A 17376-nucleotide genomic window follows, 5' to 3' on the forward strand; every position below is an offset into this window, starting at 1 on the left:
CCATCAACAACGGAGACAGCGAATGACGGTTCTGCAGATGCTGAAGCCGCACGCGGGCTTGCGCGTGCTCGTGACGGGCGGCGCATCGGGCATCGGCCTGGTGATTGCGCGGGCGTTCATCGATGCCGGCGCGCGCGTGCATGTCTGCGACGCGAGCCCGGACGCCATCGCGGCGCTGACCGAGGCCGAAGCGCGCACCGAATGCAATGCGATCACCTCGACGCTTGCCGATGTCGCCGACAAGGACGCCGTCGAGCGCGTATTCGCCGATGTGCAGCGCGAACTCGGCGGACTCGACGTGCTGGTGAACAACGCCGGCATCGCGGGTCCGACGGGCGGCATCGACGAGATCGGCGTGGAGGACTGGGAGCAGACCGTCGACGTCAATTTGAACGCGCAGTTCTTCTTCGCGCGCCGTGCGGTGCCGCTGCTGCGCGACGCGCAGGGCGGCGGCACGATCATCGCGCTGTCTTCGGTGGCGGGACGCCTCGGCTATGCATTCCGCACGCCGTATGCGGCGACCAAATGGGCGATCGTCGGACTGACGAAGAGTCTCGCGATCGAACTCGGGCCCGCGAATATTCGCGTCAACGCGATCCAGCCGGGCATCGTGAAGGGACCGCGCATCGAGCGCGTGATCGCCGCCCGCGCGAAGCAACTGAATCTTCCCTACGAAGAGATGGAGCAGCAGTATCTCGCGAAGATCTCGCTGCGCCGCATGACGACGCCCGAAGAAATCGCGGCGACCGCGCTGTTCCTGTGCTCGCCGGCGGGCAGCGGCATCTCGGGACAGGCGATCTCGGTCTGCGGCAACGTCGAAGTGCTCTGAACGGTTCGAACGACAGCGAGGACAGCATGGCAACGAAACGCAAGGTCATCATCACCTGCGCGCCGACTGGCGCGATCCACACGCCTTCCATGTCGCCGTATCTGCCGCTCACGCCGCAGCAGATCGGCGACGCCGCGCTCGCGGCCGCACGGGAAGGCGCCGCGATCCTGCATCTGCACGCCCGCGATCCCGAAGACGGTCATCCGACCCAGGACCCGGCCGTGTTCCAGGAATTCCTGCCGCGCATCAAGGCCGAGACCGATGCGGTCATCAACATCACGACGGGCGGCAGTCCGCACATGACGGTGGCCGAGCGCCTGAAGCCCGCGCATCACTTCAAGCCGGAAGTGGCGTCGCTCAACATGGGTTCGATGAACTTCGGCCTGTATCCGATGCTGGAGCGCTTCAAGGATCTCAAGTACGAGTGGGAACGCAAGCATCTGGAGAACAGCCGCGATCTGGTCTTCAAGAACACCTTTGCGGACATCGAATACATCCTGACCTCGTGCAGCGCGAACGGCACGCGCTTCGAGTACGAGTGCTACGACATCTCGCATCTCTACAACCTCGCGCATTTCGTGGATCGCAAACTGGCGAAGCCGCCGTTCTTCGTGCAGAGCGTGTTCGGTCTGCTGGGCGGCATCGGCGCGCATCCGGAAGATCTCGCGCACATGCGGCGCACGGCGGACCGTCTCTTTGGCAGCGACTACGTCTGGTCGATCCTTGGCGCGGGCCGCAACCAGCTGCCGCTCGGCTCGATCGGCGTGGCGCAGGGCTCGAATGTGCGCGTCGGCCTGGAGGATTCGTTGTGGCTCGAACCGGGCAAGCTCGCGGATTCGAGCGCCGCACAGGTGCGCAAGATCCGCCAGGTGATCGAAGGCCTGTCGCTCGATATCGCGACGCCCGCCGAAGCACGCGAGATGCTCGCGCTCAAGGGCGGCGCCGACACCAACTTCTGACCGCGGAGGGCAGCGTGAACGCCATGCTCAAAGTAGTCGCGATGCCGACCGGCTGGCTCACCGTCGATCGCTCGTCGCAGGTGTATGGCCGCTACTTCGGCCAGCAGATGAAGGTGCCGGTATGGTCCACAGCGATCGTCGGCGCGGCGAAGAAGATCGTCGTGGATACCGGCATTCACGATCCCGGCTGGGTCTCGAACTTCGTCTGTCCGTGCGATCAGGCGCCGGAAGAAAGGCTCGAACGCGCGCTGAAGGAGTACGTGGGCTGGAGCGCGGACGAGGTGGATATCGTCATCAACACGCATCTGCACTACGACCATTCGGGCGGCAACACGCTGTTCAGGAACGCGCGCTTCATCGTGCAGGCGAAGGAGTGGGAATACGCGGGCCATCCGCTGCCCACGCAGGCCACGTATTACCAGGAGTTCCTGATTGGCCGCGAACCGCTCGCGTATTTTCGCTGGCAGTTTGTCCACGGCGTGACCGACATCGTGCCCGGCGTGCGCGTGGTGCCGACGCCTGGACACACGCCGGGGCATCAGTCGGTGGCGGTGGATACGGCGGAAGGCGTCGTGCTGATCGCGGGCGATTGCGCCAACTGCATGGAGAACATCGTCGATCTCGTGCCGGTGGGCATCGTGCACGAGACCTTCGCGGAGATGGCCTCGCTCACGCGGATTCGCCAGATCGCGGACTTCGTCATACCCGGACACGACCCGAATGTCGTGCCCGGTAGCGCGGGTATCGCGTTGCCCGCCAGCGCGCGCTTGCCTCACGTCGCGAAATAACGCACGGCAGATCAAATAACGAAGCACCGGAGGATGACATGAAAGCATGGACGCAATCGATTCGTCATGCGGGCCGGGTAACGCTCGGCCTGATGGTTGCCGCAAGCCTCGCGGTTCCGATGCAGGCGCACGCGGCGGGCAAGTACAAGATTTTCCTGTCGATGAGCTATGTCGGCAACGACTGGCAGACGGAAGCGGCGAACATGGTCAAGGCCATGGCCAACACGCCCGCGCTCAAGGACAAGGTGGACCTCGAAGTGCAGGTCGCGGGCACCGACGCGCAGAAGCAGATCCAGCAGATCAACTCGATGGTGCAGGCGGGCGCGAAGGCCATCGTCATCTATCCCATCTCGCCGACCGCGCTCAACCGCGCGATCAAGAACGCCTGTTCGAAGGGCGTCGTGGTCGCGGCCTATGACGGCGAAGTCACCGAGCCGTGCGCGCACAACGTGACCATCGACCAGCATCAGGCCGGCACCGTCACCGCCGAATGGCTCGCGAAGACCTTGAACGGCAAGGGCAACATCGTGCTCATCAACGGCGTGCCGGGCACCTCGGTGGACCGTGCCCGCACTGAAGCGGCCAAGGCGGTGTTCGCGAAGTTCCCGGGCATCAAGATCGTCGCGGAGGGCACCGGCATGTGGAGCCAGGCGACCGCGAAGACCGAACTCTCGAAGATCCTCGCGACCAACAGCTGGGACAAGATCGACGGGCTGTGGATGCAGGTGGGCTGCTTCACGGCGGCGTCGATGCAGCTGGACGCGGGCATCGCCGACGACAAGATCAAGCCGTGCGCGGGGGAATCGTCGAACGGGCATCGCGTGCAGATGCTGCCGCCGGGCGAAGTGAAGGGACAGGGCGCGTACCGTTCCATCGGTTATCGGTCGATCTCGTATGGCGCGCCGCCGTACTCCGGCGCGATGGCGCTCAAGATGGCCGTGAAGAAGCTCGACGGCGGGGACTTTCCGGCGCGCGTGACGCTCAAGCTGCCGCTCGTGCTGACCGCCGAATCGAAGCTCTGCAAGACCGGCAGCATCGACGAACTGAAGGCCGGCTGCACCGCGTTCCCGCCTGACAAGGTGCCGCCGGGCTGGTTCGCCGACATCTATTCGGACGACACGAAGGAAGTCGGCTTCAATGCGGCGCTCACCGGCAATCAGGACTGAGGCGATCATGAACGATGCGGCGCTGGCCATCGATCTCGCGAACGTGACGAAGCGCTTCGGCGCAACGGTCGCGCTCGACGGCGCATCGTTCCGCGTGAAGCGCGGCGCGGTGCATGCGCTGCTCGGCGAGAACGGCGCGGGCAAGTCGACGACGGTCAAGCTGTTGTCGGGGCTGATCGCGCCGGACGCGGGCAGCATGCGCGTCATGGGCCGCGACGTGACGATGAAGAGCCCGCAGGACGCGCATCGCGCCGGCGTGCAGACGGCCTTTCAGGAAATGACGCTGGTGCGCGATCTCACAGTCGCGCAGAACCTGCTGCTGGCGCACGAGCCGACGGGTCTCTTCGGTCGCATTCGTGCGCGCGAGGCGCAACGCAGGACAGCGGAATGGCTCGAACGGCTCGAACTCGCCGACGTGCGGCCCGGCGCGTATATCCGCGATCTGTCCTTGCCGGTGCGGCAGAAGATCGAGATTGCGAAGGCCATCGCGCGTGAACCGGACGTGCTGCTGCTCGACGAGCCGACCTCGGCGCTCTCGGGACGCGACGTCGCATGGCTGGCGCGACGCATCGAAGAACTGAAGGCGAAGGGCGTGACCTTCGTGTTCATCTCGCATCGGATGCAGGAGGTGCGCGAGTTCTGCGACAGTCTCACGGTGTATCGCAATGGCCGTGATGTGGGCGCGTTCGATACCGCCGCCATCTCGGACGATGAAGTCATCCGGCTCGTGATCGGCCGCTCGCTGGAGGCCAAGTATCCGCCGAAGGTCGCGCCGCCTGTTTCGGCCGTGGCGGAAGCAGCGCCTGCACTGGAAGCGCGCGGCGTGCGCATCGACGGCGTGGTGAGCGACTTCGACCTGACGCTGCGCGCGGGCGAGGTACACGGCATCGCTGCATTGCAGGGCATGGGCCAGCGCGAACTGTTCGAAGCGCTGTTCGGCGCGGCCTATCTGGACGAAGGTGAACTACGTATCGACGGCAAGCCGGTCACGCTGACGTCCACCGCGGATTCGCTGAAGGCCGGTGTATCGACGAGCTTCCTGCCGGAAGACCGCAAGACCGAAGGCCTGTTCCTGCGCCTGCCCGGCGGCGAGAACGTGTCGCTGCCGGTGATCGGCCGCTATGCGCGTTTCGGGCTGATCGACCGCAAGCGCGAACAGGCCGCGATCCGCCGTTCGCTCGCGCAGATGGAAGTGAATCCGCGCGCGCTCTACAAGCCGTGCCTGTCGTTCTCGGGCGGCAACCAGCAAAAGATCGCGATGGCCAAGTGGTTGCTCACGCAAAGCCGCGTCTGGCTGATGTTCGATCCGACGCGCGGCATCGACGTCGGCACCAAGCATCAGATCTTCGTGCTGATGCGCGCGTTCGCCGCGGCCGGCGGCGCCGTGCTGTTCTATTCGACCGACGTGCCCGAACTCGTCAACGTGTGCGATTGCGTGTCGGTGATGTATCGCGGACGCAATGCGGGCGAATTGTCGGGCGACGCGCTCACCGAAGAAAACGTGATGCGCAAGATGCTTTCCAGCTGAGAGGTGCTTCATGAAGACTGCCGTTGCCGCTCCCGACAGCGAGATCGTGCGCCCGGGCGCGCGCGTGGGTTGGGGCGCGCGCATCGATCATCATCGCGGGCTCATCATCGCCGTGTGTGCGCTGCTCGCGATGGTCGGCGCATGGATCGCGCTGTCCGCGACGCCCGTGGGACTGTACGACATCGGCTCGGTCATATCGAGCGCGACCACGCTCGCGCTCGCGGCCATCGGACAGACCATCGTCGTGCTGTCGGGCGGCTTCGATCTGTCGGCGTCGGCGGTGGTGTCGCTCGCCAACGTGCTCGCCGTGCGCTTCGTGCAGGGCTCGCCCGTCGAGCAGTGGGCGGGCGTCGCGCTGATCCTTGCGATCGGCGGCGGCATCGGGCTGGTCAACGGCGCACTCATCGCGTGGTTCAGATTGCAGTCGATCGTCGTCACGCTCGCCACCATGTTCATGGTGCAGGGCGTCACCTTGCTGATCCAGAACAAGCCGGGCGGAAGCGTCGGCGAGCAGTTCGGCGGCCTGCTCACGTCCGATCTCATCCCCGACAAGATGCCGATGTCCGCGGCCTTGCTGATCCTCGCGCTGCTGGTCTGGTCGTTCGTGCGGCGCACGCGCTTCGGCGTGGGCCTCTATGCGCTCGGAAGCGACCCGGATGGCGCCTACGCGAACGGCATGCCGGTCACACGCTACCGGGTCGCGACCTATGCGCTCGCGGGCATGTTCTACGCGGCGGCGGGGCTGTACGTGTCGGCGCAGACGGGTTCGGCCGATCCGCTCGTCGGCCGGCCGCTGCTGCTTTCGATGTTCACGGCCGTGGTGCTCGGCGGCACCTTGCTCGGCGGCGGACGAGGCGGTTGCGTCGGCACCGTGTTCGCCGCGATGACGCTGATGATCACCGTGAACATCCTGCTCGTGCTGAACGTCTCGGCGTTTTTCACGACGATCGCCGAAGCGGTGATCCTGATACTCGCGGTGCTCGGCTCGTCGATCGGCAAGCAATCGGCAGCGCACGAAAGCCTCCGGCATGCGGCGCAGTGGCTGAAGGCGCTACGCACCGGCACGCGTGCGCGCGAAGACCGCAACGCGCGCCGGGTGAAGTTCGAAGTGAACGACTTCCGCGCGCTGGAGAACACCGAGCTGAAGGGACGGCCAATAGCGGACTGGATCGAGCGCAATCGCGAATGGGTCAAGTATGTCGTGCCAGCTTATGTGCTGTTCTTCGGGGTCGTCGTCATCACGGCGATCGTCTATGGCCCGGGTGTGCTGGCGAGCGCGAACTTCTACAGCAGCCTGCTCACGCTGACACTGTTCCTCGCGATCCTCGGCCTCGGGCAGGGCGCGGTGATCCTGACCGGCGGCCTCGACCTGTCGATGCCCTGGCTCATCACGCTGTCCGGCGTGCTGCTCACCGGGCTTACGCACGGCATGAACGGCGCGGCCGTGTGGGCCGTCCCGGTGGTGCTGGCGGTCGGTCTGCTGGTGGGCGTGTTCAACGGCGTCGGCGTGGTGATGCTGGGCTTGCCACCCATCGTCGTCACGCTTGCCGCGAACGGTCTGCTGCAAGGCCTGACGCTGATCTATTGCAACGGCTCGCCGCAGGGCTGGTCGCCGCCGGGCATCAGCGAGTTCACCAACGGCCGCATCGGGCCGCTATCGCTCGCGGCGTGGAGCGTGCCGGTGTTTCTCGTCATCGCGTTGCTATTGCTGCATCGAACGCCGTTTGGACGGCGCGTGTATGCGGTCGGTAACTCGCCCGCTGCCGCGCGGCTCTCGGGCGTGCGCGTGGGCGTCACGCTGATCGCGGTGTATTGCCTGTCGGGTCTGTGCTCGGCGGTGGTCGGCCTGCTGCTCGCCGGCTTCAGTTCGCAAGCCTTCCTCGGCATGGGCGATCCTTATCTGCTGCCCTCGATCGCGGTGGTCGTGGTCGGCGGCGCGCTCATCACCGGCGGGCGCGGTCACTATCTCGGCGTGTTCGGCGGCGCGTTGCTGCTGACCGCGCTCGGCACGCTGCTCGCGGGCACCACCGTGCCGCCGGCCGTGCGCGACATCATCAACGGGCTCGTCGTGCTCGCGGCCGTCATCACGCTGCGGGACAAGAAGGGCTGACCCAACCTCGAAAGGAGCAGAGCGGATGCAAGCGCACAAGATTGCGGTGATCGGTTCGGGACGCATCGGCCGCGCGTGGTCGATCGTCTTCGCCAGAAGCGGCTTCGACGTGAAGCTTCACGACGCCGCGCCCGACATGCTGTCCGGCGCGCTGCCCGCGATCCGCGCAAGCGTCGAGGATCTCGCCTCGTTCAAGCTGATCGACGAACCGGTCGATGCGGTCGTCGCACGTATCACGACCTGCGAGCAGCTTGCAGGAGCCGTCGCCGATGCCGAACTCGTGCAGGAAAACATTGCCGAAGTGGTCGAAGCGAAGCGCGCGTTGTTCAGCGAACTCGACCGCCTGACGAAGCCCGACGCACTGCTCGCCAGTTCGACCTCGGGCCTGCCGGCATCGAGCTTCGCGGAGGGCTTGCAAGGCCGCGCGCGATGCTTCGTCGCGCATCCGGTGAATCCGCCTTCGCTCGTGCCGCTGGTAGAGTTGTGCGGCGCGCCGTGGACCGCGCCGGATGCGTTGCAACGCGCCCGCGCGCTCTATGAGGCAGCGGGGCAGAAGCCTGTGACGGTGAATCGCGAGATCTCGGGCTTCCTGCTGAATCGCCTGCAAGGCGCGTTGCTCGAGGAAGCCTTGAGCCTCTACGAACAGGGTTATGCGAGCGCGGCGGATCTCGATACCGTGATGCGTGACGGCCTCGCGATGCGCTGGTCGTTCATGGGTCCGTTCGAGACTATCGATCTCAACGCGCCCGGCGGCGTGGCCGATTACGCGGCGCGTTATGGCGGCACGTATCGCAGCATTGCGGCGGGACGCAAGGCGTTCGACTGGCCGCAAGCAACGCTTGACAGCCTCGATGCTGAGCGCCGTTCGGTGTTGCCGCGCGAGCGTATCGAGGAACGCAGCCGCTGGCGCGACCGGCGCCTGATGGCGTTGCTGGCGCATCGCCGCGATCTGAAGGACGGCGACAGTTGACCCAAGGAGACGACGATGCCCGAAGTACGCTTGCTGGTCGATGCAAACAATCACCTCGGCGAAGGCCCGCTGTGGGATGTGAAGGAGGAGCGGCTGTACTGGATCGACAGCACGGCCGCCGAAATCTATAGCTGCCGCGCGGACGGAAGCGACGTGCAGCGTTATTTCGTGCCGCGTCATATCGGTTCGATGGCGTTGCGCGAGCAAGGCGGCGCGGTCGTTGCGCTGGCGAACGGCCTGCATTTCTACGACTTCGATGCGCAGACGGTGCAGTTCATCGCCGACCCGGAAAGCGACGATCCGGAAACGCGCTTCAACGACGGCAAGGTAGATCGGCGCGGCCGTTTCATCGCGGGCACGATGGCTTATGACTTCGATCGCTACGATGCCGATCGCGGCCAGCGCTCGACGCGCAGCGGCGGCCTCTACCGGCTCGATCCGGATGGCCGCGTGACGCGCCTGGACAGCGGCATCACGTGCTCGAACGGACCGTGCTGGAGCCCTGACAACAAGACCTTCTATTTCACCGACACCTACAGCCGGGAAATGTACGCGTACGACTACGACATCGAAACCGGCGCGGCGACGAACCGGCGTCTGTTTGCGTCAGCGCGTGACATGGCGGGCACCTTCGACGGCGCGACCGTCGACGAGGAAGGCTATGTGTGGTCCGCGCTCGTGTTCGGCGGGCGCATCGTGCGGTATGCGCCGGATGGCACGCTCGACCGCGTGGTGCCGTTTCCGGTGCGCAATCTCACGAGCGTGATGTTCGGCGGTCCTGGCCTCGACACGCTCTATGTCTCGACGATGGGCCGCCCAATGTGGGGCATTCCGCAGAAAGAGCGCGACAGGGGCGGATTGTTCGCGGTGACCGGACTGGGTGTGCGCGGTCTGCCGGAGCCGCGTTTCGCGGGGTGATTCGAGCGCATGACGTCGGGCGCTATCATGCGGGTCTTGATCACGAACCGTCACCCGACATGAGCATCGACACGGAACGGCTGATTGCGTCGCTGCCCGGGCGTATCGATGCGATCGTCACGCGTCAGGCACTCACGCAGCCTGAGCGCATCGCGTTGCGCGAGGATGCGCGCGCGTTGAGCTATGGGCAACTGGATCGCGCCGTCGATGCTTTGGCCGCGCGTCTGGTATCAGCGGGCGTGCGACCCGGCGATCGCGTGATGTTGGTGGGCGAGAACAGCGTGGCGCTGGTCGTCGCGCTGTTCGCCGTCAGCCGCCTGGATGCGTGGGCGCTGCTTACGAACGCGCGCCTGACCGCCATCGAGCTTCACGCAATCAAGACTCACGCGCAGCCGCGTCTGTCGTTCTTCACCGTCGATGCATCCGCCGATGCCGCGCGTCACGCGCAGCGCGACGGCGCGCAGGTCGAAACGCTCGATGCGATGCCGATCGGCGCGTTCGCGCTCGGTCCCGCCGACGCCCGCGCAGTGCAGGAAGCACATGGACTTCCCGCGGACCGGCAATGCGCCGCGCTCATCTACACGACCGGCACCACGGGCGCACCAAAGGGCGTGATGCTGTCGCATCGCAATCTGCTGTTCGTCGCGGCGATGTCGAGCACGTTGCGGCGCGTGAGCTGCGAGGATCGCGTGTATGCGGTGCTTCCGATGTCGCACGTGTTCGGGCTGGCTTCCGTGTGCCTCGGTTCGCTGTATGCCGGGGCCATGCTGCGGCTCGCGCCGCGCTTCGATGTGCAACACACGGGCCAGGTGCTGCGTGACGAGCACATGACGATCTTTCAGGGCGTGCCTGCGATGCACGCGAAGCTCATCGATTTCTTCGGCACGCGCGGCGGCCTGAATGCGCCTGCCTTGCGCTTCGTGTACAGCGGCGGTTCGCCGCTCGACATGCCGCTCAAGAGCGCCGCCGAACGGTTCTATGGCCTGCCGCTGCACAACGGTTATGGCATGACCGAGAGCAGCCCGACCGTCTCCAACACGATGCTCGATGCACCGGCGCGCGATGCATCGGTCGGACCGCCCATTCCCGGCGTGGACACGCGCATCGTGCCGCTGCAGGAACAGGCCGATGGCACGGTGGATGACATCGGCGAACTCTGGGTGCGCGGGCCGAACGTGATGCTCGGCTATTACCGCGACCCGGCGCAGACCGCGGCGGCCGTGACGCCCGATGGCTGGCTCAGGACCGGCGATCTGGCGCGCATCGAGAAGGGCAATCTGTATATCGTCGGGCGCAGCAAGGAGTTGATCATTCGCTCGGGTTTCAACGTCTATCCGGCGGAAGTCGAGCAGGTATTGAACGGGCATCCGGCGGTGCTGCATTCGGCGGTGGTCGGACGTGGTGTCGAGGGCAATGAGGAAGTGCTCGCGTTCGTCGAACTGCGGCCGGGCGTGCAATGCGCGGAGCGTGAACTGGCGGACTGGACAAGCGCACGCCTCGCACCGTACAAGCGGCCCGCCACGATCACCATTCTCGACGCGCTGCCGGCGTCCGCGAGCGGCAAGGTACTCAAGCATCGGCTGAGCACGACGGCCCCGAGGTCAAGCCCTTGATGATTTATGACGGAATTTGACGCAATCAACCGTGGCGCTGCATAGCCATGCCGTACCCTGAAACAATCGTTTTCAGGGGGGCGCATGAAGGGTTCGCGTGTTGTCTTGCTCGCCGTAGTGTGGCTCTTCGTTGCATTGCAGACTGCCTGCGATGGCGGCACGTCCCCAAGCCCCAGCGCGCGAATCTTGCATCGGGTGGCGGCTGCCGCCACGTTGCAAGCGGCGCCTCAGGTCAATGTGGCGGCCGAAGCGAACGGTACAGGTCCGGCAGCATACGCCTCGCCTTCTTTCGAGATTCCCAAGCCCGACGGCGCCGCGTGGCAAACCCTTGCGAGCCCGACCATTCCCGGGCCGCTGCAATACTCCAACGATCACACGGTCATTCAAGGTGAAGACGGCAACTGGCATGTCATCGGTATAAACGGCGGTGGCAACGGTCAGGAACACGCGCTGTATCACACCATTCTGTCGAGCCTTTATCCTCCGGTTCCCGTCCGTCCTTCAGCCGCTTATCCGACGCTCCAGCCCGACGGGCAGGATGCGCCGCTCGCGCAGTTTCATGACCGGAACGGCGCAGCATGCACGGCGTGGGCGCCGTCGTCGATCAAGGTGCGCGGAACGGCTTATCTGCTCTTCACCAGCGGGCGGGACAACAGCGGCAACTGCTCCGGACAGGTAACGCGGCTCGAGATCCTGCGGTCCACGGACCCGAAGCTCGAAACATGGACATCGGTGAACCGCTATCCGGATGCCACGGCGCCTGATGCAGCGGTCACCATCGGCGTGACGGTGACAGGGGTGCCCGCAAGTCAGCGCCATGCCGGACCGAACGCGGCGGTATTCGATACGGGATGGCCTCTGACTTTTCGCGACCCCGGCATCTTTCAGGATAGCGACGGCACCTTTTATCTCTATTCGCCGTCTTACGACCGGGCGTTGGGCCATTCGGTCGTGGCGGTCTACCGGTCAAGCGATCTGCTGAACTGGACCTATGTGCGCGCGGCATTGACGCTTGTTGCCGGTGCGATCGATGCGAACTGGGCGGCGACGGAATCGCCTTTCGTGTTCAAGCGCGGAGACTGGTACTACCTTTCTTTGACCAACACCGTGTCCAACACGAGCAAGCCGCTCGACTACGAAAACACGATTTTGTTGCGCTCGAAGGACCCGACCAACTTTGGTTCTTATGACGGCACGGTGGTGCCGCATGCATCGTCAGGCTTGATCGCGGTGCTGCCGCTCCATGCGCCCGAGTTCATGCAGGACGCGTCCGGGCAGTGGTACGTCACGACCTGCGGCTGGGCAGGCGCTTCGAGTGTCCCTCAGGCCCGCCAGGGTGTCGCCATCACGAAGCTGATATTCGACTCCGCAGTGCCCGTCAGCCAGCAGTTGGCCTCCTATACGTTTGACTCGACAGGCACCTTGCCGGGTGTCGCGGGTCAGGGCTTGTATCTGGACGGCGGCCACTCCATGGCTCTTTCCCCCGTGCAACTGACAGGCGACTTCACCGTCGATGCCTGGGTGAATCCGAGTTATCCGCCGAGCAACGCGGATGGTCTGTTTCACACCAGCGAAGGCTATGACCTGAATTTCTATCAAGGCTATCCGCGCTTTTACGCGGGTCCGTCACGGGGAGACCTGCTCATATCCTCCATGCCGATTGCGGCCAGCGCGTGGACTCACGTGGCGCTGACCCGTGCCGGCGGCACGATGTCGCTCTATCTGAACGGGCTGAAGGTGGCGCAGAGCGACTCGGTCTGGACGAACCCGATGTCGATCACCGGGGTCGGCAAGACCGTCGCGGGGTCGCTCACGGGTGCGCTCGATGAATTGCATGTCTATCAACGGGCATTGAGTACCGTCGATATCAACAATCTGATCCAGAGTTATGCCGTTCGGGGCGGCGTGCCGCAACCCGTCATTGCCGGCGATTTCACCGTCGCTTCGTGGGTGAACATTCCCGGCACGCCGGGCAACGCAAACGTGCTGTTTTCAGGCACGAACGGCATGAACGTGAATTTTTATCTGGCTTATCCGCGCTTGTATGGCGGTTCGTCCGACATGGCGACGAGTTCCATCGCCCTATCGGGCGATGTATGGACGCATGTCGCCGTGAAGCGCCAGGCGGGTACGGTCACCGTCCATGTCAACGGTGCCGCCTCGGGCTCGGGAAGCTGGACCTCTCCTTTCTGGATCACGGCCGTGGGCCAGCCGCAGGGAGGCAACATCATGGGGCGTCTCGCACATGTCGTCATGACCAATCAGGCTTTGACGGCGAGCCAGATTCAGGCGCAAGCCGGGATGCCAGCGTCAGGTTTCGCGCAGTGGCTGCCATAGGCCGTGCGCCACGCGGGATGTCTCATAGCGATCCCCCGTCCGGCGCTTCATGCGGAATCATCCAGCCGAAGAAGACCTCCGCCTCGATCAGCTTGCCCTCGCGGATGGTGAGGATCTCCGTGTTGCGGAAGGCGCTGCCTTCCCGCGTGCGCAGGTCGTAGGTCACGAACACGCGTGCTCCGTCCTGCACCACATGCACGAAATCGAAGCGTTCGACCGTGTGCGCATTGGGCCAGCAGCGCGCAAAGTACGTGGCGCGGTTCAGCCGGTTATCACGCGGACTCATGAAGTGAAAATCATCGGCGATCAGCTGTTCGATGGCCTCGCGATCCTTGTTCACATACGCCTCATACAGCTGTCGCGCGATGGCGGCGGGTTCAGGATAGCTGTCGTTCATACGCAATCTCCCTGTTTCCCTTGACGACGATTGACGCTCTTGCGCCTCGACATAGACGTCATAAGGCCGCTCAAGCCGATGTATCGAAATGTAACCCTTCAGGCGCATCCTTGCGCATGCATTACATTGCGATATCACTGCAGCTCTGATCAACACATAAGAATGGAGACGCTCGCATGAAGGCAAGCAAGGGACAACGCATGGCGTGCCTGATCGTCGGTACGCTGATGATCGGTTCGACGGCCATGCAGGCGGCCCGTGCGGACACCGCCACCGGAGATGAAACCATCGCTGTCGCAGGGCTTTCAAAGCCCGCTGACATTCTTGTCGACCGTTGGGGCGTTCCGCATATCTTCGCGGCCAATGACAGCGACGCGTTCTTCGTGCAAGGCTTCAACGCGGCACGCGACCGGCTCTTTCAGATCGATCTCTGGCGCCGGCGGGGTCTGGGCGAGTTGTCGGAGGTGTTCGGTCCGGCGTACATCGAGCAGGACAAGGCGACGCGGCTGTTCCTCTATCGTGGCGACATGAAGACCGAATGGCAGCGTTATGGGCCCGATGCCAGACCAGCGGCCACGCGTTACGCAGCGGGCGTGAATGCGTACATCGCCTGGCTGGCGGCGCATCCGGACCGCATGCCCTACGAGTTTCGCAAGATCGGATACTGGCCGGCGAAGTGGAGTCCGGACGATGTCGTGCGCATCCGCAGCCATGGCCTGACGCGCAATCTGACGAGCGAAGTCGCGCGCGCACGCGTGACCTGCAAGAGCTCGCTGGATGCGGATTCCGTGCGCTTCGGGTTGCAGCCGCAGTGGAAACCCGAAATGCCCGCGGGCCTCGATCCCTGTCTGCCCGACGACGTCCTCAAGGTCTTCACGCTGGCAACACAGGGCGTGCATGTGACCAGGGAGTCCATGAAGAGCGCTGACGCGGCGACTACCGTCATCGCCGCCGCGGAGAATTCCGAGGAAGTCACCGAGGGCAGCAACAACTGGGTGATCGCGCCATCCCGGTCGGCGACCGGCCGCGCAATCATGGCGAACGATCCGCATCGCGCCTATGCCGCGCCGAGCCTGCGCTACATCCAGCAGATCAGCACGCCGACGCTCGATATTATCGGTGCGGGCGAGCCTTCGGCGCCGGGCATTTCGATCGGACATAACGGCTCGATCGCGTACGGACTCACGATCTTCAACATCGATCAGGAAGATCTCTACGTGTACGAGCTGAACCCGGCGAATGCGCGGGAGTATCGCTACAAGGGCAAGTGGGAACCGATGCGCGTCGTGCGCGAGCAAGTCGCCGTGCGCGATGGCGTGCCGGTGAACGTCGAGCTGCTGTTCACGCGTCACGGGCCGGTGATCTATACGGAAGCGAGCAAGCATCGCGCGTTTGCGGTGCGCACTGCGTGGCTGTCGCCGGGCATGTCGCCTTACTTCGATTCGATGCGCTACATGCGTGCAAAGAACTATGCGCAGTTCAAGACCGCGCTGTCCACTTGGGGCGCGCCGACCGTGAATCAGGTCTATGCGGACACGGAGGGCAACATTGGCTGGGTGCCGAGCGGACTGGCGCCCGTCCGGCCCAACTGGGACGGACTCATGCCGGTGCCTGGCGATGGCCGCTACGAGTGGGCCGGCTTCTGGCCGCGTGACGCGATGCCATCGGTTTATAACCCCGCGCAGGGCTATTTCACGACCTCGAACGAGATGAACCTTCCAGCCGGCTATCCGTATGCGGAGCGCAAGCTCGGCTTCGAATGGACCAACGGGTCGCGGCATCAGCGCATCGACGAGGTGTTGAAGTCGCGGCCGTTGGTGTCGATCGAGGATTCGGAGCGCCTGCAGAACGATGACGTGTCGATCCCCGCGCGACGGCTCACTGCGTTACTGGCGCCGCTGTCGAGCGACGATGAGGACACGCAAGCCGCGCTCGCGCTGTTGAAGGGCTGGGACGCGCACATGGGCGCCGGTTCGCCGCAGGCCGCGCTCGAAGAGGTGTGGCTGTCGCGACATCTCGGACGCGCGTTCAAGCAAGCGGTCTTGCCGAAGGACGCGGCGGCTGCGTTCGGCCCGCCCGATACGGCCGTCATGCTCGACACGCTCGAACATCCTGAGGCGCGCTTCGGTAACGATGGACAAGCGAAGCGCGACGCGGTCCTGCTGTCGAGTCTTCACGACGCGTATGTCGAGATGCGGCATCTGCAAGGCGCGGATGCGAGTCAATGGCGGTGGGGCAAGCTGCAGACCAACTTGAACGCGCATCCGCTCGCCGATGTCGTCGATGCCGACATGCGTGCGAAGCTCAATGTCGGACCCATAGGCAAGGGTGGCAGCGCCTATACGCCGAATCAATCCACCTATCGCGCGAGTGATTTTCGCGAGACCAATGGGCCTTCGTTTCGCGTGATCGTCGATGTCGGCAACTGGGACAACTCGCGTGCGGTCAATCTGCCGGGCGAGTCCGGCGATCCGGAGAATTCGCACTATCGCGACCTCGCGCAGATGTGGCTCGACGGACAGTACTTCCCGTTGCTGTACACGCGCGCGGCTGTCGAAGCGGCGACCGAGAAGCGCGTGCATCTGGTGCCCGATTCGCACTGAGTGGATTGTTGCGGGATCGGCAAGGCAGCTTCAACGCAGGCGGCGATGATCTTTCAGCCGCCCTGCGTCACAATTCTCTCGCGGTGGACGGGTGCTGGCTGGCGCCTTGCCGGACTCCTCATCCGGTGCGTCCCCGCGCTTCCTTTCTTCTCTTCTCCAACGTGCTTGGCGCTTCTATTTCCTGTCGTGGGAATAGATCGGCTCATGCCTGGGTTAACCAATCGAAGCCTCTCAGCTTGAAACCTAGGTCGAGTGAGTCGAAGCCGCGCAAGGGCCCTGTGCGTTCGATGAGGTTCCGTGGATCGCCTGCGATCCGGTCAACCTTTTCTGTCGGAGTCTGAAGATCATGAACGCCATTGCCAAATTCGTCGTGTCGCTTGCCGTTGCTGCATCGCCGGCACTCGTTTTCGCACAAACCCAGAACGAGCCGCTGACGCGCGCTCAGGTCAAAGCCGAACTGGTTCAACTCGAGCAAGCGGGCTACTCGCCCGCGACCGGCGAGGAACCCAACTATCCGAACGACATCCAGGCCGCAGAAGCGAAGGTCGCGGCACAGCGCGCCGCCAGCGAAAGCCACGAGTCCTATGGCGGCTCGCAAGCCGGCGCGGCGGCGGCAGGTTCCGGCTCGATGCACATGCCGATGCAGCACGGATCGATGACGGATACGGATTGCGTCGGTCCGTCAGGATTCTGCAAGCCGTTCTTCGGAAGTTGAGCTTTGGCGCGTTGGCCGGGGAGACTCTGTTCGAGACTCGGGGTGACATTAATCGGGTTTCGAACGCCTAAAACGAGTGCGGAAAAATAATTTGCGAAAGGGGGTTGACCAGGCGTTCATCCGCCAGTCATAATTCGCCTCCCGTTGAATGACGGCGCGAAAGAAACGAAGCGAAATGCTTCAGAAATTCTCCGCGATGCTCTTTAAAAACTAACAGCCGATAAGTGTGGGCGCTTGATGCGAGTGCGGTTGTGGTTCTTCGGAACTGCGGCATATAGCAAAAGTATCAAGAGTCTCACACGAAGTATCAGAGGAAGGTTTTTGTCTCGGGACGTGTCTTGAGACATTAATCATCGTCAGTACGTTGAGTGAGCGACCGGTTCTTAACGGAACCGAAAACAGTAACAGGAATTGAACTGAAGAGTTTGATCCTGGCTCAGATT

The 17376-nt window shown here is 64.1% G+C and carries 13 protein-coding genes; 12 read left to right on the forward strand and 1 reads right to left on the reverse strand.

Features of this window, described 5'->3' with window-relative positions; translation table 11 throughout:
- The first annotated feature begins 22 nt into the window (after positions 1-22).
- The 10 genes from QCE63_RS27345 to QCE63_RS27390 all read left to right on the forward strand — a co-directional run bounded on the left by QCE63_RS27345 (position 23) and on the right by QCE63_RS27390 (position 13218).
- Positions 23-829, forward strand: a complete 807-nt coding sequence (locus QCE63_RS27345) for an SDR family oxidoreductase (protein WP_309837540.1) — start codon at positions 23-25, stop codon at positions 827-829.
- A 26-nt stretch (positions 830-855) separates the two neighbouring features.
- The gene (locus tag QCE63_RS27350) at positions 856-1788 is read left to right on the forward strand and encodes a 3-keto-5-aminohexanoate cleavage protein (RefSeq protein WP_309837543.1); all 933 of its coding nucleotides are present in this window, start codon (positions 856-858) and stop codon (positions 1786-1788) included.
- Between the two features lie 14 nt (positions 1789-1802).
- Positions 1803-2576: an N-acyl homoserine lactonase family protein gene (locus QCE63_RS27355; protein ID WP_309837545.1), complete on the forward strand. Its 774-nt coding sequence runs from the start codon at positions 1803-1805 to the stop codon at positions 2574-2576.
- A 38-nt stretch (positions 2577-2614) separates the two neighbouring features.
- A complete protein-coding gene (locus QCE63_RS27360; RefSeq protein ID WP_309837547.1) occupies positions 2615-3742 on the forward strand; it encodes a sugar ABC transporter substrate-binding protein in 1128 nt (375 codons plus the stop codon).
- A gap of 7 nt (positions 3743-3749) precedes the next feature.
- On the forward strand, positions 3750-5270 hold the full coding sequence (locus QCE63_RS27365; RefSeq protein ID WP_309837548.1) for a sugar ABC transporter ATP-binding protein: 1521 nt from the start codon (positions 3750-3752) through the stop codon (positions 5268-5270).
- Positions 5271-5280: 10 nt separating this feature from the next.
- Positions 5281-7380 (forward strand): ABC transporter permease, encoded by a 2100-nt coding sequence (locus QCE63_RS27370; RefSeq protein WP_309837549.1) that lies wholly within the window; start codon positions 5281-5283, stop codon positions 7378-7380.
- Between the two features lie 25 nt (positions 7381-7405).
- Positions 7406-8350 (forward strand): 3-hydroxyacyl-CoA dehydrogenase, encoded by a 945-nt coding sequence (locus tag QCE63_RS27375; RefSeq protein WP_309837552.1) that lies wholly within the window; start codon positions 7406-7408, stop codon positions 8348-8350.
- 15 nt (positions 8351-8365) lie between these two features.
- On the forward strand, positions 8366-9268 hold the full coding sequence (locus QCE63_RS27380) for an SMP-30/gluconolactonase/LRE family protein (protein WP_309837554.1): 903 nt from the start codon (positions 8366-8368) through the stop codon (positions 9266-9268).
- 59 nt (positions 9269-9327) lie between these two features.
- A complete protein-coding gene (locus QCE63_RS27385; RefSeq protein WP_309837556.1) occupies positions 9328-10881 on the forward strand; it encodes an AMP-binding protein in 1554 nt (517 codons plus the stop codon).
- 84 nt (positions 10882-10965) lie between these two features.
- On the forward strand, positions 10966-13218 hold the full coding sequence (locus QCE63_RS27390) for a LamG-like jellyroll fold domain-containing protein (protein WP_309837558.1): 2253 nt from the start codon (positions 10966-10968) through the stop codon (positions 13216-13218).
- A gap of 22 nt (positions 13219-13240) precedes the next feature.
- Here QCE63_RS27390 and QCE63_RS27395 read toward each other — a convergent pair whose 3' ends face one another.
- Positions 13241-13615, reverse strand: coding sequence for a nuclear transport factor 2 family protein (locus QCE63_RS27395; RefSeq protein WP_309837559.1), 375 nt, complete (start codon positions 13613-13615; stop codon positions 13241-13243).
- Positions 13616-13842: 227 nt separating this feature from the next.
- Here QCE63_RS27395 and QCE63_RS27400 point away from each other — a divergent pair, with 227 nt between their 5' ends.
- Both QCE63_RS27400 and QCE63_RS27405 read left to right on the forward strand, forming a co-directional pair.
- The gene (locus QCE63_RS27400; RefSeq protein ID WP_309839274.1) at positions 13843-16218 is read left to right on the forward strand and encodes a penicillin acylase family protein; all 2376 of its coding nucleotides are present in this window, start codon (positions 13843-13845) and stop codon (positions 16216-16218) included.
- Between the two features lie 346 nt (positions 16219-16564).
- Complete coding sequence (locus QCE63_RS27405) at positions 16565-16933, forward strand: DUF4148 domain-containing protein (RefSeq protein WP_309837561.1); 369 nt, start codon at positions 16565-16567, stop codon at positions 16931-16933.
- The last annotated feature ends 443 nt before the right edge of the window (positions 16934-17376 follow it).

The sequence above is a fragment of the Caballeronia sp. LZ065 genome (genome assembly GCF_031450975.1).
Classification (GTDB): domain Bacteria; phylum Pseudomonadota; class Gammaproteobacteria; order Burkholderiales; family Burkholderiaceae; genus Caballeronia.